The organism is Mesorhizobium sp. WSM4312, assembly GCF_002294875.1.
GTDB lineage: Bacteria > Pseudomonadota > Alphaproteobacteria > Rhizobiales > Rhizobiaceae > Mesorhizobium.
In genome coordinates, this window is sequence record NZ_NSFU01000001.1 from 100,799 (window position 1) to 123,145 (window position 22,347).

The following is a 22,347-nucleotide window of genomic DNA, read 5'->3' on the forward strand; positions in this document are numbered from 1 at the left end:
CGTTTACTCCGTCGCCGTCAGGCCGAGCGAGGCGGCAAGGGCGGTGAATTTCTTGGCTTCGTCGCTGCCCGGGCCAAAGACGGCAATGGCGCGACCGAGCGCCTCGCGCGCCTGATCGGCCTTGCCCAGCACGACATAGGAACGAACGAGCCGCATCCATCCTTCCGCGTCGCGCGGATTTTGCCGCAGTTTTTCGTCGAGAGCCGCGACCATGGTGTTGATCATGGCTTCGCGATCCTGCGGCGACATGGAGGATGCGGCGTCGATATCCGCGGCATCGGGGCCCTTCGCGGCCGCACCGGAAGCGACTTCGGGATTGGCGGATTTGGCCAGTGCCTGCTCCACGGCGCTGCGCCATGGCGAATCCGGCGGCAAAGTGCCCAGCATGGCCTGCCAGGCCGTGGTCGCGTCCTTGTTGCGTCCCTCCTGCGCCAAGGCCATGGCCAGGTAGAAGCTGGCTTTTGCGTTGGCGGGATCGAGCTTCAGCGCCGCCTCGAAGGCATCCTGCGCATCGGCGGAGACAATGCCGCCCGCCGCACCGGCAATCGCCTCGCCGAGGCCGGCCTGGCGAACAGCGCTGTCGCCGTCGAGGCGGATGGCATTGCGGTACGCGGCGACCGCGTCGGAGAAGCGCTGCATCCGCAGATAGACCGGGGCCAGCACGTCCCATCCCCTGCCGTCGGACGGGTTGGCGGCAAGATGGGCCTCGGCCCGTGCAACCAATTCGTCGACCGAACTGTCGGCCGGGTTCTTGGCCAGCCGTTGGCTGAGCGGCTGCGCCGGCAAGTCAGGCGAGCCAATCTGGCTGTAAACACCCCAGCTGACCAACGGCACCGCCAGCACGGCCACGGTCGCGACAAGCCGCGCTGTGACCGACGCCTGCCGCGCCGATGCCTTGCCGGCCGTATCGGCATTGTCGAGGCGCAGGATGCGGCGCGCGATTTCAGCGCGCGCCTCGGCTGCTTCGGCCGGCTGGATCAAGCCGCGCCCGGCGTCGCGGTCAAGCTCGGACAACTGGTCGCGATAGACTTCCAGATCGTGATCGCCACTCGATGACGCGCCCTTGGCTCCTGCGGCCAGCGGCAGCAGCACCGCCAGGCTCGCGCCGAGCGTCAGTATCGCGGCTATGACCCAGAACAGCATGGTTCTTCCAATAACGACAGAGCCCTGCCCTGCCAACACAGGCATCCTGCGACGCTTTGACGGTCAGCGCGCCTGACGTCCTTGATCGACATCAACCGGCCGGATTCCAATCGAAGCCGGTTCGGTCTTTGTTTGTGCATGTCGTTGTCCCAAAACCGCTGCGCAGTTTGGGCGACATGCGAGCTGTCAGGTCAGCGGCGTCCAGCTGCCATCGGCATTGCGGCAAGCGGTTCCGCGCGCCGTCACCCCGGCGCCGCCGGTGAACACCGTCTGCGTGTACTGGCGGCAGTCCTGCGAACCGACGCGATAAGGCTGGGCCGGAACCACCTCGCCATAGTGCGAAGCCTGATCGCCCTTCCACGCCACCTTCTGACCGCTCGTCGTATATTCGAGCGCCTTGTATTCAGCCTCGAGCGCGCTGTGCTTCTCGGCGTCGCTGAGGCCATTGCCGATCGAGCCGCCGATCAGGCCGCCGTCCATTGCCGAAATGATCGACTTGGTGACCTTACCGCTTGTCGGAGGCGTCGAGGCCGGTGTCGGCGTCACGGTGGGACCTTTGCCGCTCAAGGTGGTGCAGCCGGAGACGGCCAGCAATGCGGAAACGAGCGCGACGCGAATCTTCATGCCAACAACCGGTTTTCTTGAGTTGGAGCCTGCCATGGATGCGCCGGGGGCCGCGTCATCGGAGAAGTAGGCGTGGCCATAGTATTGATATTTGTCGGAAATTTGGCCGCTGCCGGCAAGTTCGAGAGCAATCGGCGTTGCTCCGGGATCAATCCATATGCCGCCATAACAAACGCCTTCCATCGCTGTCGGTTGGTCCGGGGAAGCGTCACTGAAGGCTCCGCAAGCGCACCACTGCCTTCAATCCACCCAGGCCGGACCGTTCGAGCGCGAGAACGCCTCCATACTCGTTGACGAGGTCGGCGACAATGGCAAGTCCCAGACCTGTTCCCGGTTTTGTCTCGTCCAGGCGCCTTCCACGCTTCAGCGCGTCGCGGGCCTTGTCCTCGGGAATGCCGGGACCGTCGTCGTCGATGCTGATCTCGAAAAGATTGTCGTCCTTGCCGGCCAGGGGGGCCACCGTGACCGAGACTGCGCTTTTTGCCCATTTCATCGCATTTTCGAGAAGATTGCCGAGCAATTCCTCGAGGTCCTCGCGCTCTCCGGCAAAGACGACCTCGGTGGCCGGCAGGGACAGCGACAGGCTGGTCTGCGGATTGAGCTTCTGCAGGACCCGCACCATGCGCTGCACCAGCGGCGCCACCGGCGTACGGTAGACGACGCTGTCGCGCTGCGCCGCGACGCGGGCGCGCTGCAAATAATGGTCGACCTGCTTCTGCATCGAGGCGGCCTGCTCGGCGATCAATTGTCCCTTGGCGCCGCCAAGCGCCCTGCCTTCGTTGAGCAGCACCGCAAGCGGCGTCTTCAGCGAATGGGCGAGATTGCCGACCTGGGTCCGCGAGCGCTCGACGATGCGTTTGTTGTTTTCGATCAAGGCGTTGGTTTCGTTGGCTAACGGCTCGATCTCGGCAGGAAAGCGGCCGTCGAGCCGCTGCGCGGTGCCTTCGCGCACCATGGCAAGGGCGTTGCGCACCCGGCGCAGCGGCTGCAGGCCGAGCAGGATGGCAATGGCGTTGATGGCGATCATGCCGACGCCGAACAGGCTGAGATAAGTCAGCAGGCGGCGCTGGAAGGTGGCGATTTCCTGTTCGAGTTCGCTCTGGTTGCCCATCACCCGAAAACGCGCGGCGCGGTTCTTGGCATCGAGCACGAATTCGCTCTCGAACACTTCGAGCTGCTCGCCGTCTATGCCTTCGGCCGAATAGCTGCGCTGGAAGCTGGCATTGAAGGGCACCTCGGCGACGCTTGGCGACGGAATTTTGCTCGTCATCGACGACGAATGAAGGTCACCATGCACGCCCTCCGAGGCAGGCTCGACCGACCAGTACCAACCGGAATTCGGCTCGGAGAAGCGGAGGTCGCCAAGGTCCGGGGCGCCGGTAAGCGCACCCGTGTCGGAAATGCCAACGGACCCGATCAGGTTGAACAGATGCGCTGAAAGCAGGCTGTCGAAGCCGCGCTCGCTGGCCTGGCGGTAGAGCGTGGTGATCAGGGTGAAAATGACGACAAGGGTCAGGATCGCCCACACAGTGGAAAAGGCGATCACGCGGAACGTCAGCGAACGCGGCCACAAACGCAGCGAAAGCGGCGCCCTTGCGGTTGGTTTGAGCGGTTCCGAGTTACGCCTCCGGCTCGCGCATGCGGTAGCCCATGCCACGCACGGTTTCGATCATGTCGATGCCCATCTTCTTGCGCAGCCGCCCGACAAAGACCTCGATGGTGTTGGAATCGCGGTCGAAATCCTGGTCGTAGAGATGCTCGACCAGTTCGGTGCGCGAGACCACCTCGCCCATATGGTGCATCAGATAGGCAAGCAGGCGGAATTCGTGTGACGTCAGCTTCAGCGGCACCCCGTCGACATCGGCCTTCGAGGCCTTGGTGTCGAGGCGCAGCGGCCCGCAGGTGAGTTCCGACGAGGCATGGCCGGCGGCGCGGCGGATCAGCGCCCTGAGCCGCGCCAGCACTTCCTCGATGTGGAACGGCTTGGTGACATAGTCGTCGGCGCCGGCATCGATGCCGGAGACCTTGTCGCTCCAGCGGTCGCGCGCGGTCAGGATCAGCACCGGCATCTTGCGGCCACCGCGGCGCCAGCGCTCGACCACGCTGATGCCGTCCATCTGCGGCAGGCCGATATCGAGCACGACGGCGTCGTAGGGTTCGGTGTCGCCGAGGAAATGGCCTTCCTCGCCGTCGAAGGCACGGTCGACGACATAACCGGCGTCGACCAGCGCGTCCGCTATCTGCCGGTTGAGATCCTTGTCATCCTCGACGACGAGTACGCGCATGCGGAGATCGATACCTTTTGAAGGACTTGTTCAGATATAGGCCGATTCCGGCAGCCTGGGAAACGGTGGGTCAGTTCTGCGGAACGACGATTTCGGAACGGCGCGGACGCTGCCCGTCCTTGCCAGGCACCAGCACGACGATGACGCAGACCGGCTGGCCACCGCGTGTCGACTGCGAGGCCTTGGCCAACGTCCCGCCATTCTGCTCGGCCACCTGCTGGCCGATCGCGTAGCAGTCGGATGCGGCCAGGACGATCGGGCTGGACTGTTCGGGCGCGATCACCGATATCGCCGTCGCCTGCGACGCAAACAGCCCGGCGGCACAGAGCGCCAGGGTCGCGGTTCGAAAGTGGGAGCGAAGCGTTTTCATGGTCCGCGTTGTAACGCATCGGTGCTGAACGTGAAATGAACGGTGATCGATGCGAAAACCATGCCCGCTACACCCCATGAACGCGAAACGACCGACCGTGATTTCGACGCCCCGACGCGACGAAATCCCGCAGACGCCAGTCTAGACTCCGTTTCGGCCGGATTGGAAGCGTGTCAGGCATTATCCTGCGTCAGCGCGCGAAACCGCAGCAGCCCGTGATGCACGAGGAGTTCCTCGTCGTACCGGGCCTCGGTGAATTCAAGCGACAGCCGCGTCTTGCCGCGCCGGCCGACCACCAGTGCGGCGTTGGCAAGGCGGGCCTTGATGGCGGCCATGATGGCAAGGGTTTCGTCGTCACCATGGGCTTTCGACCAGACATGCAGCGTAATCAACTGATCGTCGTCGTTCTCGGCGCCGGTGTCCCAGTCGAAGGCGGTGGTCTGACCAAAGGTCACGTAGGGAAAAGCGGCATTTTCCGTCGCCCGTTCGAGCAGCCCGGCGCCACCAAGCAGCGCAGACAGCGCCTTATCGCTTTTGAGCCTTAGAAAAAGTGCCTGCAGCAAATCGCCGGGCGCGGTCATTTATCGTCCCCCTCGCCTGTCATGCCTTGTGCAAGCGTTTCGTCATACTGGCAAATTCACGCGAGGCGTACCCGCTCGTCAAGCCTGCGCCATATCGCATGATTCGCCCCGGCGCGATGATGAACGCCGATGATCTCGAAAATAAGACTTTGATTTCCGCAATCTCTGTCAGTATCGAGCTCGGCCGCCCGACATATCGAAAACAGCGCCGGTGTTGAACACACAGGCATCCGAGCAAAGCCACACCACGAGCGCCGCTACCTCGTTCGGATCGCCGAGCCGCTTCAGCGGACTTGCCGATATCATCGCGTCGACGGTCTCATTGCCGAGGTCCCGGATAAGGCGCGTATCGATCGGACCCGGGGCGATGCAGTTCACGCGAATTTCGGTATCGCTGACCTCACGCGACAGTGCTTTGGTAAAAGCGATGACACCGGCGCTGGCCGCGGAATAGGCCGCAAGGCTCGGCAGTCCCTCTTTCCCGGCAAGGGATCCCATGTTGACGATACGACCCTTGCCCGCTTGTCGCATAAGCGGGAGCACGCAATGCGTTACCTCGAACGTACCAAGAAGGTTGACCTGCAGGATTCTCTGCCATTCCGCCGGTTCGAATTCCTCGAACGGCTTATAGCCACCCAGCCACCCCGCATTGTTGACGAGAATGTCGACCCCGACTTCACCCATGATGGTCAGCGCTTGGATGATGCTCTCGCGTTTCGTCACGTCCACTGAAAGAGAGCGTGTGCCTTCAAGCTCGACGGGCTCAATATCCCAGATCCAGACGTCCGCTCCACTCAAAGTGAGCTTGTGGGCTATCGCTCGGCCGATACCACGGGCGCCGCCTGTGACGATTGCTGTTCGGCCCGCAAAATCATACGTCACCGACATCATCACCTCCCATGAAACGCCAGTGCTTTGTATATTTAGCGCCGCATCGTGAATGAAGTCGAGGAGACGAGCCAGGCTCGGCTGCGCCTCAGTGCGGTTTGTCTAGTGCCCTGCACTCTGCCTGGTCATCACACTGCGCACCGCCAGCACCAGCACCGTGATGATGATCAGGATCACCGAGAGGGCGGCGATCGCCGGGTCGATATTGTCGCGCAGGCCCATCCACATCAGGCGGGGCAGCGTGATGGCGTTGACCGAGGTGATGAACAGGGTGACGCCGATTTCTTCCCATGACAGCACGAAGGACAAAAGCGCTGCTGTGATGATGCCGAACTTGATGTTGGGCATGATGATGCGGGTGGCGCGCTCCCAGACAGTTGCGCCAAGGCCGCGCGCGGCAAGGTCGATGCGGCGGTCGAGCTGGCTGAGCGAGACCAGGATCAGCACCGTGGCGAAAGGCACCGTCATCACCGAATGCGCCATGGCGACGCCGAGCCAGGTGTCGTAGCCGAAGAACGAGCTGAAGCCGGAGATCGAGGTCAGCAGGAAGTACAGCGTGATCGCCGAGACCACCGGCGGCACAACCATCGGCAACAGCACGAAACCGACCAGTGCCGCGGTAAAGCGCGGCTGGAACATCCAGACGCCGAGGCTGAAGCAAAGCGCCAGCAACGTGGAAATCGCGCTGCTGACGATACCGATGCGGATCGACAACAGGATCGACTGGAGCCAGCGAGGATCCTCGATCAGCGAGCGATAGTGGCGCAGCGACAGTTCGCCGGTCGGCATCGCCAGCATGCGGCTCGGCGTCAGCGACACCGGGATGACCGCAAGCAACGGCATCAGCAGGAACAGCGCCACAAGGGCGGCGAGGATCAGCGAGACGGGTCCGGGGCGGTAGGTCGGCATCAGATCAACTGCTTCGGTCTGACATAGCGGAACAGCAGCCCCATCAGCGCGCCGACGAACACCACCAGCACGACGCTGATCGCAGCTCCCAGCCCCCAGTCCGGGCTCTGGAAGATCCTGAGATAGATCAGTTCGGCGATCATCACGCTGCGGCCGCCGCCAAGGATCGCCGGCGTGACGAAGAAGCCGAGCGAGAAGACGAACACGATCAGCGCCGAACCGATGATGCCGGAGCGTGTCATCGGCACGAACACCGTCCAGAATGTGCGCGTGCGGCTGGAGCCAAGCCCACGCGCCGCAAGCAGCACGCGGTCGTCGAGACTGCGCATGGCGGACGCCAGCGGAAAGACCGCGAAAGGAATGAGGAAATGCGTCATGCCGACGACGACGCCGAACTCATTGCGCACCAGGGTCAGCGGTTCGGAAATGAAACCGATCGACTGCAGCCAGGTGTTGATCAGGCCGCGATTGGACAAAAGCGCCACCCAGCCGAAGGCGCGCGTCAGCACAGAGATCCAGAACGGGACCAGGATGCAGAATTCGGCGATGAGACGCTGCGCCGGGCTGCCGCGCACCCAGACGACCGTGATGGCGTAGGCGGCGGCGACCGACACAACCGTGACGATCGCCGCGATGCGCAGCGTGCGGATGAACACCGACTGCACCAGATCGTCGGTAAGCAAGGCATCATACTGGCCAAGCCCCGGCGTCGGCAGGGTAAAGCTCCACTTCACCACGCCGAGAAATGGCCAGGCATAGGCCAGGACGAGGAACAGGAGCAGCGGCGCCATCAACAGCGCCGCGCCCATCCTGTCGGAGAGAACGCCTCTCATCTCAGATCATCGCTGCCGATCAGGCGGAGATGATCTTGGTGTATTCGTCGAGCGCCGCGCCGTAGTTCTTGGCGTACCAGTCCATGTCGAGCGCGATCTGCTTCTTCATGTTTTCGGGATCGACGGGGTTGATGCGCTTCTTGTCGGCGGGGATCAGCGCGTCGGCCGCCGGGTTGGCCGGACCCTGGCCGAGCTTGTCGAACATGACGAGCTGCTTTTGCGGATCCTGCGCGCTGGCGATGAACTTCATCGCTGCGTCCTTGCCGCCGGGATTGTTCTTGAGCACGGCCAGCGCACCGGGCGAGATCAGGCCCTGGTCCCAGATGAACTTGATCTTGCCGCCGGAATCCTGCTCGATCAGCGACGCGCGGGTTGACCAGACGATGGCCATCGAAGCTTCGCCGTTGAGCAGCACGCTCTGGCTCTCGGCGCCGCCACCCCAGTAGGCGACGACGTTTTCCTTGAAGGCGGCGATCTTGTCATGCGCCCGCTTGAGGTCGAGCGGGTAGAGCGAAGCCGGCGCGATGCCGTCGGCCAAAAGCGCCGCTTCCCAGCTCGACACGCCCCATTTGTAGAGCGAGCGCTTGCCGGGGAACTTCTTCACGTCGAAGAAATCGGCCATGCCGGTCGGGGCGTCCTTGCCGTATTTCTCGGAATCATAGGCGATGACGTAGGAGAAGAAATAGGTCGAGGCGGCATATTCCCAGCCGAAGCCGGGGCGCATCTTCTTCTTGTCGACAATGTTGTAGTCGATCGGCTCGAGCGCACCCTGGGCGCCGAGGGTGATTGCCGAGAACGGATCGACGTCGACCAGGTCCCAGGTCGGCGCGCCGCTCTTGAACTGCGCCGAAATGGCGCCTTCGGTCGGGCCCGAGCCGTCCATCTTGACGGTGATGCCGGTGTCCTTGGTGAAAGCCTGACCATAGGCCGCATCATAGGCGGTGATGGCGTCGCCACCCCAATTGACCAGCACCAGTTCCTTGGCCGCGGCAAAGGCTCCGGTCGAGCGCAGCAGCATCGGCGTGCCGGCAAGCACGAGGGCTGCCAGCTGCGTGAACTGGCGGCGCGAGATCTCGCCGCGTCTGGTCCTTTCGGACAGCGTCTCGATGGCGTGTTTCTTGGTGTCGTTCATGTCAGTTCCCCTTTGTTTTTCGTTGATTTCAGTCCGGAAGCCGGTGCGGCGGATCAGGCCGCGCCGGTGCTCATTGTCCTCCGTCCGGAAGGAGGAAACCCTTTTCCGCCGGCCAGGTCAGCCAGACGGAATTGCCTTTGCTCAGTGCCGCAGCGGCAACCTCGTTCGGCACCGAGACGGTCACCTTCGCGCCTTGGCGCGTGGTCAGATCGAGCTTTGTGGCGGCGCCCAGATAAGTCGAGGCAATGGCGGTCGCCGCGATGCCGTTTTCACCGGCGGCCGCTTCGCGCGCGATCGACATATGCTCGGGCCGGATCGCCAGGATGGCGTCGCCACGGACCTTCTCGGCCTTGCAGTGCATATTGACCGCGCGGTCTTCGCAAAGGCCCGTCGAGCCATTGTCGGCAGGCTTGACCCCCTTCAGCGGCAGCATGTTGATCTCGCCAAGGAATTCGGCGACGAAGCGGTTGTCCGGCCGGTCGTAGACTTCATCCGGCGCCCCGACCTGCAGCAATTTGCCGTGGTTGAAGATGGCGACGCGGGAAGACAGCGCCAGCGCCTCGCTCTGGTCGTGGGTGACGAAGACGAAAGTGGTGCCGGTTTCCTGGTGCAGGCGCTTCATCTCGGCCTGCATCTGGCCGCGCAGGCTCTTGTCCAGCGCCGAGAACGGCTCGTCGAGCAGAAGCACCCCCGGCTCGAACACCAGTGCGCGCGCGAGCGCCACGCGCTGCTGCTGGCCACCGGAGAGCTGCGAGGGCAGTTTCTTCTCATGGCCGATCAGGCCGACGCGCTCGATCATCTCGCCGACGCGCTTCTTGATGTCTGCGGCCGATTTCTTGCGCACTTTGAGCGGGAAGGCGATGTTGGCCTCGACGCTCATATGCGGGAACAGCGCATAGCCCTGGAACACCATGCCGGCGGCGCGCTGCTCGGCCGGGCGGTCGGTGATGTCGGTGCCGTCGCTGAAAAGCTTGCCGTCTGTCGGCTGCACGAAGCCGGCCAGGATCATCAGGAAGGTGGTCTTGCCCGAACCGGAAGGGCCGAGCAGCGTCAGGAATTCGCCGCGGCCGATATTGAGCGACAGATTGTCCAACGCACGGAACGAGCCGAAGCTCTTGCCGATTCCAATTGCCTTGATCTCTGCGGCCCGGCCGGGTTGCTGCATCCTGCCTCTTCCTCAGTCCCAGGTGAAATCGTAGGCAGGCTGGCGGCTCACCGCAACCGAATAGTTTTCGCCTGATCGGCAAATTTGATTCACGTCTGGCAGTCGGGACGCGCCAAATCTCCGCATCGAGGGTCCCTTAAGAGGGACAGATCAGAGTCTGTTCTCCGACAGCTTCGCCCTGAGCCAGTCGCTGAAGGCGTTGAGCACGGGATGACCGGCCTTGGCGTGCTCGAAAACAAGGAAATAGGAGCGTGGCGAGGGCACTGACGCTTCAAACGGCTTGACCAGCCGGCCTTCGCTCAGCGCCCGGCGGCCGGTCAGCTCGTCGCCCATGGCAATTCCCTGGCCGGCGACCGCCGCCGAGAAGACGAGGTTCATGTCGGAAAAGAAGATACCGCCTTCGGTATCCGGGTTTTCCACCTTGGACAGCGCCAGCCAGCGCGCCCAGTCCTCGGTGTCGGAGAGATGCAGCAGGTTGGCGCGCAGGACGTCCGCCGGTTTGGAAAAGCCGCCGACCTTGTTGAGCAATGTCGGGCTGCAGAGCGGCGTGAAGTGGACTTCGCAGAGCAGCTCCACCACCCGGTTCGGCCAGTTGCCGACGCCGAAGGCGATGAAGGCGTCGGCGTCCGGGTTCGAGACGTCATCGAGCCGGCGCGGCGTCAGCACCGAGAGCGCCACGTCAGGGTACATCTGCTGGAACTCGCCGATATGGGTGCACAGGAACATGGAGGCGAAGCCGGGCGGACAGGAGATGGCAAAGGAGCCGCCGACGCCGGCGCCGTTCGTCTGCGCTCCCGCGTCGCCGAGCACGGTCAGCGCCTTCCTAACATCGGCTGCGTAGCGCTGGCCACGCGGCGTCAGCGCCACCCCCTTGCCGATGCGCTGCAGCAGATCGAAGCCGAGATCGCGTTCCAAAAGCCGCAGCTGGTGGCTTACCGCGCTGCGGGTAAGGTGCAGTTCGTCGGCGGCACGCCAGACGCTGCCGTGGCGGGCGAAACTGTCGAGGGCGCGCAGCGCCTGTGTGGATGGAATTCTCAAGAGGTGAACCGAATTTGCATGAACCGGGAAAACATATCACTTTTTGGCGAGCCGCTTCACTGCTTTCTTTGATGCATGGACAAACCGGTGACGACATCGGCGCAAGAGACCGCCCTTGCCTGCCTCGACGGCATCCAGCCGCTGCTGTCGGCGTGGACGCGCACCATCTTCGATTTCGGCGAGACCGCCTGGCGCGAGTATCAGTCCGCCGCGTGGTATGTGGAGCGACTGAAGCGGGAAGGCTTTGCCGTCGAGGAAGGTTCCGGCGGCATGCCGACCGCCTTCTGCGCCCACTGGACGAATGGCGCCGGGCCGACGGTCGGCCTGTATGCCGAATATGACGCGGTTCCCGGCAACTGCCAGGACGCGGTCACGGTCAAGCAGCCGCGGCCCGGCCTTGGCGTCGAGGCCGGCGGCCACACCGACCCGCATTCGGGGCTCGGCATGGCAAGCCTCGGCGGCCTGCTGGCCACCAAGGCGGCGATGCAGCACCATGGCATTCCAGGCACGTTGCGCTTTACCGGCGAGCCGGCCGAAAAGGTGCGCGGCTCGAAACCTATCCATGCGGCCAAGGGTTATTATGACGGCCTTGCCGGCATGATCTCCTTCCATCCCTTCTACATGCTGCCGCTCTGCAACACCGCGCGCTGGGACACGCATTGTGGAGCAGCCTACGCCATGATCTACCGCTTTGTTTGCGACGAACCCGAAAACTGGGTTCGCGCAGGCGATGGCGCACCGATCCCGCAGGCGCATTCGGCGGTCCGCGCGCCGGGCGCCAACGACGCGCTGATGACGATGTACATGGCGTCCAAGGCGCTGCGCGATTCCATGCTGCCGCATCAGGGCGGCTGGTCGATCAGCGAGGCGATCCTGACGGCGGGCCAGGCCACGGCCGACAATCTGCCGGCAGGGCTGGCCGAGATCCAGTACATGATCCGCGTGCCGACGCTTCGGATGGCCGAGCAGGTCACCGCCGTGCTGGACCGAAATGCGGCGGCGGCGGCCGCGATCGGCGGCTGCCGTTATGAGCGCCACTGGGTATCGAAGTCGCGGCCCGGGCTGGCCAATCACGCCATGGCCGAGATCGCCTATGAAGCGCTGTCGACGGTCGGGCCGCCATGCTGGGACGAGGCCGCCAGGGCGATCGGGCGCGAAATCCAGGTCAATGCCGGTGGTACCGCGACCGAGAACCCGTTCATCGACGAGCTGGAGCGGCTGATCGCACCACAGGAGGCGGAAGCGATCCTGCGCCGCGACCTGCCGCCTTCGCAGCTGAATTCGACCTCCGACGACTACACCGACATGAGCTGGCACGCGCCGACAGCACGCTTTTACGTCGCCCGTCCGGCGCTGCGTTCGGCCAAAGGCCATGCCTATCCCTCCTGGGTGATGAATGCGCTGGGCGGCATTTCAGCGACGATCGATCCGATGGTTGCCTGTGCGGCCAAGACGGTCGCGCTGGCGGCGCTGCGCCTGCTCGAGGACGAAAAAGCCCGCGATGCGGCGATGGACGAGTTCGTCACCCGCACCGGAGGCGGCATTGGCGGCACCAACTGGATCGCACCGCTCTGCGACTACGAACCGCCAATCAACTTCCGCTGGCCGGAATATGTCACCACGGCGCGCGGCCGCGACTGGTGGATCCCAAGCAAGACAGGTCCCGACCAACTCTTGAGAACAAGCCCACGAGGAGAACCGCATGACCGTTCATGATCGCATCGTCGCCGAGCCGTTTTCGCTGCAGCGCCGCAATCCGGCCGGCGGCACCAAGCCGCTGACATCGTGGGGCTTCGCCAACGAAACCGACATGTTGACCGACGTGCTGCTGGGATCGCCGAATTTCCTGCGGCATCTGTCGACCAGCTCGCTGTCGCGCAAGCACCTGCGCGAGGCGCCCTGCAACATCCAGATCGCGCAGGCGCAGCATAAGGACCTGGTCGCCGCCTACGAGCATTTCGGCGTCAACATCCACTGGCACGAGCCGACGCCGGAACTGCCGATGCAGGTCTATTCCCGCGATTCCAGCGTCATGACGCCCTACGGTGCGATCATTACCGCCATGGCCAATTGGTGGCGGCGCGGCGAAAATTATGCCGCCATCCGCACCTACGAGAAGCTCGGCATCCCGATCTACGACATGGTCACGGCAGGCACATTCGAGGGCGGCGACTTCAACGTCATCGAGGACGGCGTGGTGTTGATCGGCTGCGGGGGCGCCCGCACCCAGGAAGAAGGCGCCCGCCAGGTGCAGGCCTGGTTCGAGAAGGAGGGCTGGGAAACCCGCATCGCCTTCATCGACGAATATTATGTCCATATCGACCTGATGGTGGTGCCGATCGCCGAAAAGCTCACTGCAGTGTGCCTCGCCTGCACAGAGCCCGGCATCGTCGACTGGCTGAGGGGCAAGGGCCACGAGATCATCGATGTTCCCTTCCAGGACACGATGGCGCTCGGCTGCAACTTCATGTCGCTCGGCAAGGACCGGGTGATCGCGCCGACCTCCAGCCAGACGCTGATCGGCCAGCTCAAGGCGCGCGGCTTCGAGGTCGCGGCCGTCGACATGAGCGAGATCTCCAAGACCGGCGGCGGCATCCACTGCATGGCGCAGGCCTTGAAGCGCGAAGCAGCGTAAGAGATCACTGCCCCGCCGGTGTTATACGGCGGGGCGCGGAGACTGCCCTGGACGGGTTCTAGGCTCGATCCGATGCATCGTCCGTTTTCACAGGATGGACAACGCCCGGGATCGGTTTTACGAGTCAGCCCAACCAGCGGAGATGTTCGCGCCCCCCAATGAACAAGATCGATAGCCACAACAGCAAGGGCGCCGACGAGCGCTCTACCGCAACCAGCCTGCTGCGGCTCGGCACAAGGTTGAAGCTCTCCCGGCAGACGCGTGGCCTGACCCTGAAGGCGCTCGCGGCTGCCGCCAACTGCTCTGAAAGCCTGCTTTCCAAGGTCGAGAACGGCAAGGTCTCACCCTCGCTGCCCATGCTTCACCGGCTGGTCGAGGTGCTCGGCACCAACATCGGCTGGATGTTCGAGGAAGCCGATGGCGAGGAAGGCATCGTCTTTCGCGCCGGAGCACGGCCGCTGATCGCGCTCGATCCGCTCAGGCGCGGCGAAGGCATATCGCTGGAGCGCGTCATTCCCTATTCGCCGGGCCACCTTCTGCAGTGCAATATCCATCATATCGAGGTGGGCGGTGAAAGCGCCGGCCCGATCCAGCACGCCGGCGAGGAAGTCGGCTATCTCCTGGAAGGCGCCATCGAACTGATGGTCGGTGAAAAGACGTTTCGCCTGTCCGCCGGCGATTCCTTCGTTTTCAACTCCGAACTGCCGCACTGGTACCGCAATGTCGGCGACGAACGCGCCAGCATTTTCTGGGTAAATACGCCGGCGACATTCTGATCTCGCCGGCCCCCATCTCCTTTCGGCAACGCCAATTCAAGTCACTTGACAAGAAATCAAGTATCTTGAATTATGCGTCTGCGCCCAGCGCCAGATGAGCCCGATCAAGGGCCTTTTCCGCAAAACCAAGGGGAACCGGAATGCGTCTTACCAAGATCCTTTCAGGCTGCGCCGCAGCCATCGCCATGACCCTCGCGCTTGGCTCCGCCTCGGCCATGGCCGAAACCTATGCGCTGGTCACCATCAACCAGCAGGCCCTGTTCTTCAACCAGATCAATGACGGTGCCAAGGCCGCGGCAAAGGCCGCCGGCGTCGACCTCGTCATCTTCAACGCCAACAATGTGCCGAGCGCGCAAAACGACGCGATCGAGAACTACATCACCCAGAAGGTCGACGGCATCATTCTCGTCGCCATCGATGTCAACGGCGTAAAGCCCGCGATCACCGCGGCAAAGGCCGCCGGTATTCCAGTGATTGCCATCGACGCGCAGATCCCGAATGGCGACAATGTCGCCTTCGTCGGCGTCGACAACACCAAGGCCGGCGAGGATATCGGCAAGTTCTACGCCGAATACGTCAAGACCAAGCTGAACGGAACCGCAAAGATCGGCGTTGTCGGCGCGCTCAATTCGTTCATCCAGAACCAGCGCCTGGACGGCTTCAAGAAGGCTGTCACCGAGAGCGGCCAGAAGGTGACTTTCCTCGACACGGTCGATGGCCAGAACGTGCAGGACGTGGCGCTGTCGGCCTCCGAAAACCTGATGACGGCCAATGCCGACATGACGACGCTTTATGCGACCGGCGAGCCGGCCTTGCTCGGCGCCGTTTCGGCCGTCACCAGCCAGGGCCGTACCGGCGACGTCAAGGTGTTCGGCTGGGACCTGACCAAATCCGCGGTGCAAGGCCTCGAAGAGGGCTGGGTAATCGCCGTCGTCCAGCAGGATCCGGCCGGTGAAGGCAAGGCTGCCATCGAAGCCTTCGGCAAACTCAAGAAGGGCGAGAAGATCGATCCGATCATCAACGTTCCGATCACCATCGTAACCAAGGAAAATGTCGGCCAGTTCAAGGACATGTTCAAGTAAGATCCTCCCCAGACCGCCGGGCCGCGCATCGACTTTGTGGTCGTCGCGCAGCCCGGCGACCGATTGAACATGCCGCATGAGAACTGGAACCATGATGAGCGATGGCGAAACCTGCCGCGTCAGGATGACCGGTATTTCCAAACGATACGGCCCGATCCAGACGCTGGATGATGTTTCGCTGAACCTGAAACCTGGCGAGGTGCTCGGCCTGGTCGGCGACAATGGCGCCGGCAAATCCACCTTGAGCAAGGTTCTGTCCGGCGCGGTCATTCCGGATTCCGGCACGATCGAGATCGATGGCAAGGCCGTGTCCTTTTCCTCGCCGGCCGATGCCCGCGCGGCACGGGTGGAGATGGTCTACCAGGACCTTTCGCTCTGCGACACGGTGGATGTGGCCGGCAATCTCTTCCTCGGCCGCGAGCCTCGCCGCCACGTGCTCGGCGTCCCCTTTCTCGACAACAGGCGCATGCATGAACAGACGCGCGAGATGCTCGACCGGCTCGGCATCGTCATCGCCGATACCAGGCTCAAGGTCGAGAACCTGTCCGGCGGCCAGCGCCAGTCGATCGCCATCGGCCGCGCCGCCTCCTTCGATCCATCGGTGCTGATCATGGACGAACCGACAGCCGCCCTCGCGGTGGCGGAAGTCGAGGCAGTGCTGGACCTCATCCGCGCCGTCAGCGCCCGCGGCGTCAGCGTCATCCTCATCACGCACCGGTTGCAAGACCTGTTCCTGGTCTGCGACCGCATCCAGGTCATGTATGAGGGCCGCAACGTCGCCGAACGCAGGATCGGCGACACCAGCATCGAGGAGGTCGTCAACCTGATCGTCGGCCGGAAATTCACCGCACGATCGGCGCGTGCCAGCCGCGACGAGGGGGTACAGCCATGAACGTCACCTCCGCCGGTGTTGGCGCCTCGCCGCCCAAACGCGCCCACAACAGCACCTGGAAGGATGTGGCGGCAGCCAATGGCAGCGTCGTTTCCATCGCGCTGTTCTTCATCGTCGTCTGCGTGGTCTTCTCGCTGGTCACCGGATCCTTCCTGACCACGCCCAATCTGCTCAACATCGTGCGCCAATCGGCGCCGCTGCTGATCGTTGCGGCGGCGATGACCTTCGTCATCACCACCGGAGGCATCGATCTTTCGGTTGGGTCCGTGCTGGCGCTGACGGCGACACTTTCGGCCGTTGCGCTGCAGGCCGGCCTGCCATGGCCGCTGGTCGTTGTCGGCATGCTGGCGCTTGGCGCGGCGATCGGCGCCTTGCATGGTTTCTTCATCGCCTATGAGCGCATCCCGGCCTTCATCGTCACGCTTGCCGGGCTCTCGGTCATCCGTGGCGTGGCGCTGCTGATCACCGGCGGCTATTCGATCCCGGTCGAGCCGACGAGCTTCTTCGTCAACATCGGCAGGGCCTGGTTCCTCGGTGTGCCGGTACCCGCCTTGCTCGCCCTTGTCGTCCTGGCCATCGCCTATCTCGCCTTCAACCAGACGCCGTTCGGCCGCTATGTGACCGGCATCGGGGCCAACGCCGAGGCTGTGCGCCGCGCCGGCGTCGATACGCGCTTCATGACGCTCTTCGTCTATGTCCTATCGGGCATGGCGGCAGCGTCGGCCGGCGTCATTCTGGCCGCGCGGCTGGGCTCCGGCTCGTCCAATTCCGGCCAGGGTTTCGAGCTCGATGTCATCGCCGCCGTGGTGCTTGGCGGCACCAGCCTGTTCGGCGGGCGCGGTACGATCATCGGCACCGTGCTCGGTGCATTGACCGTCGCGGTCATCGGCAACGGCCTGATCCTGGCGCACATGTCCCCCTTCCTGACGCCGATTGTCACCGGCACTATCATCCTCGTTGCCATCTGGCTGAATTTCCGCCTGTTCAAGGGCGCGACGCGGAGCCGCTGACATGGATCATTTGTTCGACAACACGCCAAGGCAAAGGGTGCCGATCGGTGTTCGCTCCGGGACCGTGATGACCGTTACCGGCCCGGTCGCGATCGCCGACATGGGCGTGACGCTGATGCACGAGCATATCCTGCTCGATGGCTCGACATCCTGGAAATGCCCCTGCCATCCCGACGACAGGAAGATCGCCGAGCAGCCGGTCAGCATGGAGATCATCGGCGAGTTGCGGATGAACCCCTACATGAACCGCGACAATGTCTCGCTCGACGACAGCGACCTGGCGCTTTCCGAGCTCGCCAGGTACCGGGCGCTGGGCGGCCACACGGTTGTCGACGCGACCAATATCGGCATCGGCCGCGATCCGGTGAAACTGGCGCGTATTGCCCGCGCGTCCGGATTGCGCATCGTCATGGGCACAGGCTTCTACCTGCAGCACACCCATCCCGACTGGCTGAAGGCGATGGACGTCGATGCCGTCACGGAATTTCTCGTCAACGATGTCGGCGGCGGCTCGACGCAGCCCGAAATCATGGCCGGCATCATCGGCGAAGTCGGCGTCAGCAAGGATTTCACCGAAGAGGAACGCAAGTCGCTGCGGGCTTCAGCGCGCGCGGCCAGGATCACCGGCGTACCTCTGACCATCCATCTGCCCGGCTGGGAACGGCTGGCGCATGACGTGCTCGACGTGGTCGAGGCCGAAGGCGCGGATCTGAGACATACGATCCTTTGCCATATGAATCCGAGCCACAATGATCTTGCCTACCAGAGAAGCCTCGCCGCGCGTGGCGCCTTCCTGGAATACGACATGATCGGCATGGATTTCTATTATGCCGACCAGGATGCGCAATCGCCTTCCGACGAGCAGAATGCGCAGGCGATCCGTTCGTTGATCGACATGGGGCTGGTCGACAGGATCCTGCTGTCGCAGGATGTCTTCCTGAAGATCATGCTGACGCGCTTCGGCGGCTTCGGCTACGGCTTCATCCTCAAGCATTTCGTGCCAAGGCTGAAACGCCATGGTGTCGAGCAATCGGCAATCGACCGCATGCTCATCGACAACCCAAAGACCGTGTTCGCCGCGAGCCTCTGAGCTGCCGGCCACAGCAAAAAACAGGGAGTATACATGTCCAGGAAGAAAGTTCTTCTCGCCGGCGAGTCCTGGGTCTCGACCGCGACCCACATCAAGGGCTTCGACCAGTTCCCGACCGTCACCTATCACACCGGCGCCGATGAACTGCTGGCGGCGCTGAAGGATGGTCCGTTCGACGTCACCTTCATGCCGGCGCACGAAGCGCAGCGGAATTTTCCCCAGACCATGGAGACGCTTTCGGCCTATGACGCCGTGGTGCTTTCCGACCTTGGCGCCAATACGCTGTTGCTTCACCCCGACACCTGGGTCCACTCCAAGCCGACGCCGAACCGGCTGCGGCTGCTGCGCGACTATGTCGGCAATGGCGGCGGCCTCCTGATGTTCGGCGGCTATTACAGCTTCCAGGGCATCAACGGCGGCGCACGCTACCACAAGACGCCGGTCGAGGACGTTCTGCCGGTGACCTGCCTGCCGGTGGACGATCGCGTCGAGGTGCCCGAGGGCTATGCGCCGGTCGTTGTGGGCCCTCAAAGCCATCCGATCCTGAAGGGCCTGGGCAAGGATTGGCCGATCCTGCTCGGCTTCAACGAGGTCACTGTCAAAGAGGGCGCCGAAGTCCTTGCCACCGTGTCTTCCGACTACCATTCCATGCCCCTGCTGGTAACCGGCAAATATGGCAAGGGCCGCACCGTCGCCTGGACATCGGATGTCGGGCCGCACTGGCTGCCGCCGGGCTTCATCGCCTGGAATGGCTACAAGACGCTGTTCGAACAGATGCTGGGCTGGGCGACAGCCAGGGATTAGCTCATGCGCGTCCACGTCGTCGGCAATGCCTGCGTCGATACGACGTTTCAGCTGGGCCGCTTTCCGCGGCCTGGCGAGACGCTGAACGCGTCCAGTCATGTTGACGGACTTGGCGGCAAAGGGGCGAACCAGGCAGTGGCCGCCGCCCGCACCGGAGCCGATGTCCGTTTCCATGCGGCGATCGGCGACGATGCCGCCGGCCTTTGGATACGGGAACAGCTGAGCCGCGACCTCGACGCCAGCCATCTGACAATGCTGGCGCTGCCGAGCGACCGGTCGACGATCATCGTCGATGAGCGGGGCGAAAACCTCATCGTCACCGGCGCCAGCTGCGCCGCCGCCTTCGATCCGCTGGCCGACAGCGGTTTCGCGACGTCGATCGAACGCGGCGACATCGTGGTGATGCAAGGCAATCTTCTTCCCGATATAACGACAGCCTGCCTGCAAGCGGCGCGCAGCGCGGGCGCCATGACAATCCTCAATCCGAGCCCGCTTGCGGTCGGTTCGACACCGTGTCTGGGTGCCGTCAGCCTCGCTATCGTCAACGCAGGCGAAGCAGAGCAACTGACCGGAACCGGCGATGCAGCCGCGGCGGCCCGCGAATTGATCCGTCAAGGCGCCGACAGCGCGATCGTGACACTTGGCGCGGCCGGCTGCCTGGTTGCCGACCGTGAAGGACGGATCGACCGGTTCGCGGCGCCCAAGGTGGACGTGGTGGACACCAGCGGCGCGGGCGATGTCTTTTGCGGCTGCCTCTCAGGCTGCCTTGCGGCCGGGATCGGCCTCGCCGCGGCAGCGCGGATCGCGGTACGAGCCGCGGCCATTTCGGTCGGTCGCCCCGGCACGCTCGGCTCCTGCCCCGACAGGCAAGAGATGAAGATACTCATGGAAACGACGGAAGCGGAAACCGCATGACAAAATCCCCCAACTCCATCGGCTCCAAGCAGGTCGCCGATGACGCGCTGCAATCGATCTTCGGTCGAAAGAAAGTGGTGATCGGCGTCGTGCATCTGGCGCCCCTGCCGGGCGCGCCGCGCTACGATGGCGAGGCGGTCGAGGCCATCTACCAGCGCGGCCTCGACGATGCCAAAGCCTATCTCGATGGCGGTTGCGACGGCGTGATCGTCGAGAACCATGGCGACGTGCCCTTCGCCAAGCCGGACGATATCGGCCCCGAGACCTCCGCTTACATGTCCGTCGTCTCCGACCGCATCCGCAGGGAACTCGGCCGGCCGATCGGCATCAATGTGCTCGCCAATGCCTCCATCCCCGCGCTGTCGATCGCCAGCGCCTCGGGTGCCTCCTTCGTGCGCGTCAATCAGTGGGCGAATGCCTATGTCGCCAATGAGGGCTTTATCGAAGGCGAGGCCGCGCGCGCCATGCGCTTCCGTGCCAGGCTTCGCGCCAACGGCATCCGCATCTTCGCCGATGCGCATGTCAAGCATGGCGCCCATGCGATCGTCGGCGACCGGCCGGTCGAGGAACAGGTCAAGGACCTGGTGTTCTTCGATGCCGATGCGGTGATCGCCACCGGCCAGCGCACGGGCCACGCCGCCGACCTCGGCTACATCAGGATGATCAAGGACGCGGCCGGGCTGCCGACGCTCGTCGGCAGCGGCGTGACGCCCGAAAATGCCAACGACATTCTCGACATTGTCGACGGCGTCATCGTCGCCAGCTCGCTGAAACATGATGGCGTCTGGTGGAACCAAGTCGACCCGCTGCGGGTGAAGGCCTTCATCACCGGCCTCAAGCGATGAGTTTGACGCCTCGGATTGACGGCGACAGACTGCTCGGGCGGCTTGACGCTTTCGCCAGGATCGGGGCGACACCAGCCGGCGGTGTCAACCGGCAGGCGTTCAGCGTCGAGGATCGCAGGGCCCGGCGCCTCCTGGCGGAGCTGGCCCTGGAGCGCGGCTTCACGGTCTTTCAGGACGGTATCGCGAACCTCTTCATTCGCCGCGAGGGTACGGATGCCACGCTGCCACCGCTCCTGATCGGCAGCCATCTCGACAGCCAGCCGACAGGTGGGCGCTTCGACGGTGCGCTCGGCACGCTTTCCGCCTTCGAGGTGCTCGAGGCGCTGGAGGACGCACGGGCTGCAACCCGAATGCCGGTCGAGGTCGTCGCCTGGGCCAATGAAGAAGGCAGCCGCTTCGCGCCGGGCGTCATGGGCTCCATGGCCTTCACCGGTGCGGATACCGCCGCGTGGAAATCCATTGTCGGCGCCGACGGTGCACTCCTCGCAGCTGAGCTGGAGGCGACGATCACCGCCTTGCCGGAGGCTGCCCTTCGTCCAACCGGCATGCCGATATCAGGCTATGTCGAGCTGCATATCGAACAGGGCCCATCACTGGAAAAGGAGCAGTTGCCGATCGGTGTCGTGACCGCCGTCCAGGGTACGCGCTGGCTGGAAGTCTCCATCCAGGGCACTGCCGGTCATGCGGGCACGACAGACCTTGCCTACCGCAGGGATCCGATGGTCGCCGCGATTGCCGCGATACACAGGCTGCAAACGACAATCATGCCGCTCGACAGCAGCGCGCGGCTGACGGTGGGCCGGATCGCCGCCAGGCCGGGATCGATCAACGCCATACCGCAATCGGTGGCCTTCACCGTCGATATCAGGCATCCGCGGGCAGAGCAGCTCAATGTCATAGAAGCCGAGGTCCGCCAGGTCTGCGCGGCGGAAGCAGAGGCCCAGCATTGCACGGCAGTGATCAAGCGATCGTTCGATATGCCCGGGGCGGCCTTCTCGCCGGATATGGTCTACACCGTCGAGGAGGCCGCCAGTTCCCTGCAGCTTCAGTACAAGCAGATGATATCGGGCGCTTTCCATGATGCGCTGTTCCTCGCCCGTGTCGCGCCTGCCGCAATGATATTCGTGCCGTGCCGTGACGGGCTTAGCCACAACGAGGCGGAGTATGTGGAACCTGGCGACGCAGTGATCGGCGCGCACGTCCTGCTGCGGACGGCCATCATGGCCGCCTCGCCGCGATGACCATTCATAGCACCCGTCTATGACAGGTTGATCGCAGTCAGTCGACGAAGCGCGGTTTCGAGGTGGCGCCAATCATGGCTGCCCCTGCC

23 protein-coding genes are annotated in these 22,347 nt (G+C 63.8%); 11 read left to right on the forward strand and 12 right to left on the reverse strand.

Annotated features, from left to right (window positions below; translation table 11 throughout):
• Positions 1-3: 3 nt before the first annotated feature.
• From ccmI to CK228_RS00540, 12 genes are all read right to left on the reverse strand, one after another.
• Positions 4-1,143, reverse strand: coding sequence for a c-type cytochrome biogenesis protein CcmI (gene ccmI, locus CK228_RS00485; protein ID WP_095770760.1), 1,140 nt, complete (start codon positions 1,141-1,143; stop codon positions 4-6).
• Positions 1,144-1,329: 186 nt separating this feature from the next.
• Positions 1,330-1,767: a hypothetical protein gene (locus CK228_RS00490; protein ID WP_095786875.1), complete on the reverse strand. Its 438-nt coding sequence runs from the start codon at positions 1,765-1,767 to the stop codon at positions 1,330-1,332.
• 208 nt (positions 1,768-1,975) lie between these two features.
• Positions 1,976-3,346 carry an ATP-binding protein gene (locus tag CK228_RS00495; protein ID WP_179295790.1) on the reverse strand — a complete coding sequence of 457 codons (1,371 nt, stop codon included), beginning with the start codon at positions 3,344-3,346 and terminating at the stop codon, positions 1,976-1,978.
• 40 nt (positions 3,347-3,386) lie between these two features.
• Positions 3,387-4,052 carry a response regulator transcription factor gene (locus CK228_RS00500; protein WP_019857144.1) on the reverse strand — a complete coding sequence of 222 codons (666 nt, stop codon included), beginning with the start codon at positions 4,050-4,052 and terminating at the stop codon, positions 3,387-3,389.
• A 70-nt stretch (positions 4,053-4,122) separates the two neighbouring features.
• On the reverse strand, positions 4,123-4,422 hold the full coding sequence (locus CK228_RS00505) for a hypothetical protein (RefSeq protein ID WP_095786517.1): 300 nt from the start codon (positions 4,420-4,422) through the stop codon (positions 4,123-4,125).
• Between the two features lie 173 nt (positions 4,423-4,595).
• Positions 4,596-5,003, reverse strand: a complete 408-nt coding sequence (locus CK228_RS00510; protein WP_095770763.1) for a DUF3168 domain-containing protein — start codon at positions 5,001-5,003, stop codon at positions 4,596-4,598.
• Between the two features lie 168 nt (positions 5,004-5,171).
• Positions 5,172-5,891 (reverse strand): SDR family NAD(P)-dependent oxidoreductase, encoded by a 720-nt coding sequence (locus CK228_RS00515; protein WP_245437939.1) that lies wholly within the window; start codon positions 5,889-5,891, stop codon positions 5,172-5,174.
• Positions 5,892-5,993: 102 nt separating this feature from the next.
• The gene (locus CK228_RS00520; RefSeq protein WP_095786519.1) at positions 5,994-6,800 is read right to left on the reverse strand and encodes an ABC transporter permease; all 807 of its coding nucleotides are present in this window, start codon (positions 6,798-6,800) and stop codon (positions 5,994-5,996) included.
• Positions 6,800-7,633, reverse strand: coding sequence for an ABC transporter permease (locus CK228_RS00525; RefSeq protein ID WP_095786520.1), 834 nt, complete (start codon positions 7,631-7,633; stop codon positions 6,800-6,802). The genes CK228_RS00520 and CK228_RS00525 overlap by 1 nt, the downstream gene beginning before the upstream one ends.
• 19 nt (positions 7,634-7,652) lie before the next feature.
• Complete coding sequence (locus CK228_RS00530) at positions 7,653-8,765, reverse strand: ABC transporter substrate-binding protein (RefSeq protein ID WP_095770767.1); 1,113 nt, start codon at positions 8,763-8,765, stop codon at positions 7,653-7,655.
• 70 nt (positions 8,766-8,835) lie between these two features.
• The gene (locus tag CK228_RS00535; RefSeq protein ID WP_095786521.1) at positions 8,836-9,930 is read right to left on the reverse strand and encodes an ABC transporter ATP-binding protein; all 1,095 of its coding nucleotides are present in this window, start codon (positions 9,928-9,930) and stop codon (positions 8,836-8,838) included.
• A gap of 150 nt (positions 9,931-10,080) precedes the next feature.
• A complete protein-coding gene (locus tag CK228_RS00540; RefSeq protein ID WP_095770769.1) occupies positions 10,081-10,968 on the reverse strand; it encodes a LysR substrate-binding domain-containing protein in 888 nt (295 codons plus the stop codon).
• 75 nt (positions 10,969-11,043) lie between these two features.
• Here CK228_RS00540 and CK228_RS00545 point away from each other — a divergent pair, with 75 nt between their 5' ends.
• The 11 genes from CK228_RS00545 to CK228_RS00595 all read left to right on the forward strand — a co-directional run bounded on the left by CK228_RS00545 (position 11,044) and on the right by CK228_RS00595 (position 22,258).
• Positions 11,044-12,684 (forward strand): amidohydrolase, encoded by a 1,641-nt coding sequence (locus CK228_RS00545; RefSeq protein ID WP_245437674.1) that lies wholly within the window; start codon positions 11,044-11,046, stop codon positions 12,682-12,684.
• Positions 12,671-13,603 carry a dimethylarginine dimethylaminohydrolase family protein gene (locus tag CK228_RS00550; protein ID WP_095786522.1) on the forward strand — a complete coding sequence of 311 codons (933 nt, stop codon included), beginning with the start codon at positions 12,671-12,673 and terminating at the stop codon, positions 13,601-13,603. Before CK228_RS00545 ends, CK228_RS00550 begins: the two co-directional genes overlap by 14 nt.
• Before the next feature lie 158 nt (positions 13,604-13,761).
• Complete coding sequence (locus tag CK228_RS00555) at positions 13,762-14,379, forward strand: cupin domain-containing protein (RefSeq protein ID WP_095786523.1); 618 nt, start codon at positions 13,762-13,764, stop codon at positions 14,377-14,379.
• A 140-nt stretch (positions 14,380-14,519) separates the two neighbouring features.
• The gene (locus tag CK228_RS00560; RefSeq protein WP_095770772.1) at positions 14,520-15,461 is read left to right on the forward strand and encodes a substrate-binding domain-containing protein; all 942 of its coding nucleotides are present in this window, start codon (positions 14,520-14,522) and stop codon (positions 15,459-15,461) included.
• A gap of 94 nt (positions 15,462-15,555) precedes the next feature.
• Positions 15,556-16,353, forward strand: coding sequence for an ATP-binding cassette domain-containing protein (locus tag CK228_RS00565; RefSeq protein WP_095786876.1), 798 nt, complete (start codon positions 15,556-15,558; stop codon positions 16,351-16,353).
• On the forward strand, positions 16,350-17,363 hold the full coding sequence (locus CK228_RS00570) for an ABC transporter permease (RefSeq protein WP_095786524.1): 1,014 nt from the start codon (positions 16,350-16,352) through the stop codon (positions 17,361-17,363). Before CK228_RS00565 ends, CK228_RS00570 begins: the two co-directional genes overlap by 4 nt.
• A gap of 1 nt (position 17,364) precedes the next feature.
• Entirely contained in the window at positions 17,365-18,453 is a 1,089-nt protein-coding gene (locus CK228_RS00575; protein WP_095786525.1) for a phosphotriesterase, read from the forward strand.
• A gap of 33 nt (positions 18,454-18,486) precedes the next feature.
• Positions 18,487-19,257 carry a glutamine amidotransferase gene (locus CK228_RS00580; protein ID WP_095786526.1) on the forward strand — a complete coding sequence of 257 codons (771 nt, stop codon included), beginning with the start codon at positions 18,487-18,489 and terminating at the stop codon, positions 19,255-19,257.
• A gap of 3 nt (positions 19,258-19,260) precedes the next feature.
• Positions 19,261-20,172 (forward strand): ribokinase, encoded by a 912-nt coding sequence (locus tag CK228_RS00585; protein WP_095786527.1) that lies wholly within the window; start codon positions 19,261-19,263, stop codon positions 20,170-20,172.
• Positions 20,169-21,017 (forward strand): BtpA/SgcQ family protein, encoded by an 849-nt coding sequence (locus tag CK228_RS00590; protein ID WP_095786528.1) that lies wholly within the window; start codon positions 20,169-20,171, stop codon positions 21,015-21,017. The genes CK228_RS00585 and CK228_RS00590 overlap by 4 nt, the downstream gene beginning before the upstream one ends.
• Positions 21,014-22,258, forward strand: a complete 1,245-nt coding sequence (locus CK228_RS00595) for a Zn-dependent hydrolase (protein WP_095786529.1) — start codon at positions 21,014-21,016, stop codon at positions 22,256-22,258. Before CK228_RS00590 ends, CK228_RS00595 begins: the two co-directional genes overlap by 4 nt.
• Positions 22,259-22,347 lie beyond the last annotated feature (89 nt).

Bases quoted from the DNA above. Each gene is read 5' to 3' on its own strand.
- CK228_RS00530 (WP_095770767.1), bottom strand. From the start codon at position 8,765: ATGAACGACACCAAGAAACACGCCATCGAGACGCTGTCCGAAAGGACC.
- CK228_RS00550 (WP_095786522.1), top strand. From the start codon at position 12,671: ATGACCGTTCATGATCGCATCGTCGCCGAGCCGTTTTCGCTGCAGCGC.
- CK228_RS00545 (WP_245437674.1), top strand. From the start codon at position 11,044: ATGGACAAACCGGTGACGACATCGGCGCAAGAGACCGCCCTTGCCTGC.
- CK228_RS00505 (WP_095786517.1), bottom strand. From the start codon at position 4,422: ATGAAAACGCTTCGCTCCCACTTTCGAACCGCGACCCTGGCGCTCTGT.
- CK228_RS00575 (WP_095786525.1), top strand. From the start codon at position 17,365: ATGGATCATTTGTTCGACAACACGCCAAGGCAAAGGGTGCCGATCGGT.
- CK228_RS00570 (WP_095786524.1), top strand. From the start codon at position 16,350: ATGAACGTCACCTCCGCCGGTGTTGGCGCCTCGCCGCCCAAACGCGCC.
- CK228_RS00560 (WP_095770772.1), top strand. From the start codon at position 14,520: ATGCGTCTTACCAAGATCCTTTCAGGCTGCGCCGCAGCCATCGCCATG.
- CK228_RS00515 (WP_245437939.1), bottom strand. From the start codon at position 5,891: ATGTCGGTGACGTATGATTTTGCGGGCCGAACAGCAATCGTCACAGGC.
- CK228_RS00510 (WP_095770763.1), bottom strand. From the start codon at position 5,003: ATGACCGCGCCCGGCGATTTGCTGCAGGCACTTTTTCTAAGGCTCAAA.
- ccmI (WP_095770760.1), bottom strand. From the start codon at position 1,143: ATGCTGTTCTGGGTCATAGCCGCGATACTGACGCTCGGCGCGAGCCTG.
- CK228_RS00585 (WP_095786527.1), top strand. From the start codon at position 19,261: ATGCGCGTCCACGTCGTCGGCAATGCCTGCGTCGATACGACGTTTCAG.
- CK228_RS00555 (WP_095786523.1), top strand. From the start codon at position 13,762: ATGAACAAGATCGATAGCCACAACAGCAAGGGCGCCGACGAGCGCTCT.
- CK228_RS00490 (WP_095786875.1), bottom strand. From the start codon at position 1,767: ATGAAGATTCGCGTCGCGCTCGTTTCCGCATTGCTGGCCGTCTCCGGC.
- CK228_RS00500 (WP_019857144.1), bottom strand. From the start codon at position 4,052: ATGCGCGTACTCGTCGTCGAGGATGACAAGGATCTCAACCGGCAGATA.
- CK228_RS00535 (WP_095786521.1), bottom strand. From the start codon at position 9,930: ATGCAGCAACCCGGCCGGGCCGCAGAGATCAAGGCAATTGGAATCGGC.
- CK228_RS00520 (WP_095786519.1), bottom strand. From the start codon at position 6,800: ATGCCGACCTACCGCCCCGGACCCGTCTCGCTGATCCTCGCCGCCCTT.
- CK228_RS00590 (WP_095786528.1), top strand. From the start codon at position 20,169: ATGACAAAATCCCCCAACTCCATCGGCTCCAAGCAGGTCGCCGATGAC.
- CK228_RS00525 (WP_095786520.1), bottom strand. From the start codon at position 7,633: ATGAGAGGCGTTCTCTCCGACAGGATGGGCGCGGCGCTGTTGATGGCG.
- CK228_RS00565 (WP_095786876.1), top strand. From the start codon at position 15,556: ATGAGCGATGGCGAAACCTGCCGCGTCAGGATGACCGGTATTTCCAAA.
- CK228_RS00595 (WP_095786529.1), top strand. From the start codon at position 21,014: ATGAGTTTGACGCCTCGGATTGACGGCGACAGACTGCTCGGGCGGCTT.
- CK228_RS00580 (WP_095786526.1), top strand. From the start codon at position 18,487: ATGTCCAGGAAGAAAGTTCTTCTCGCCGGCGAGTCCTGGGTCTCGACC.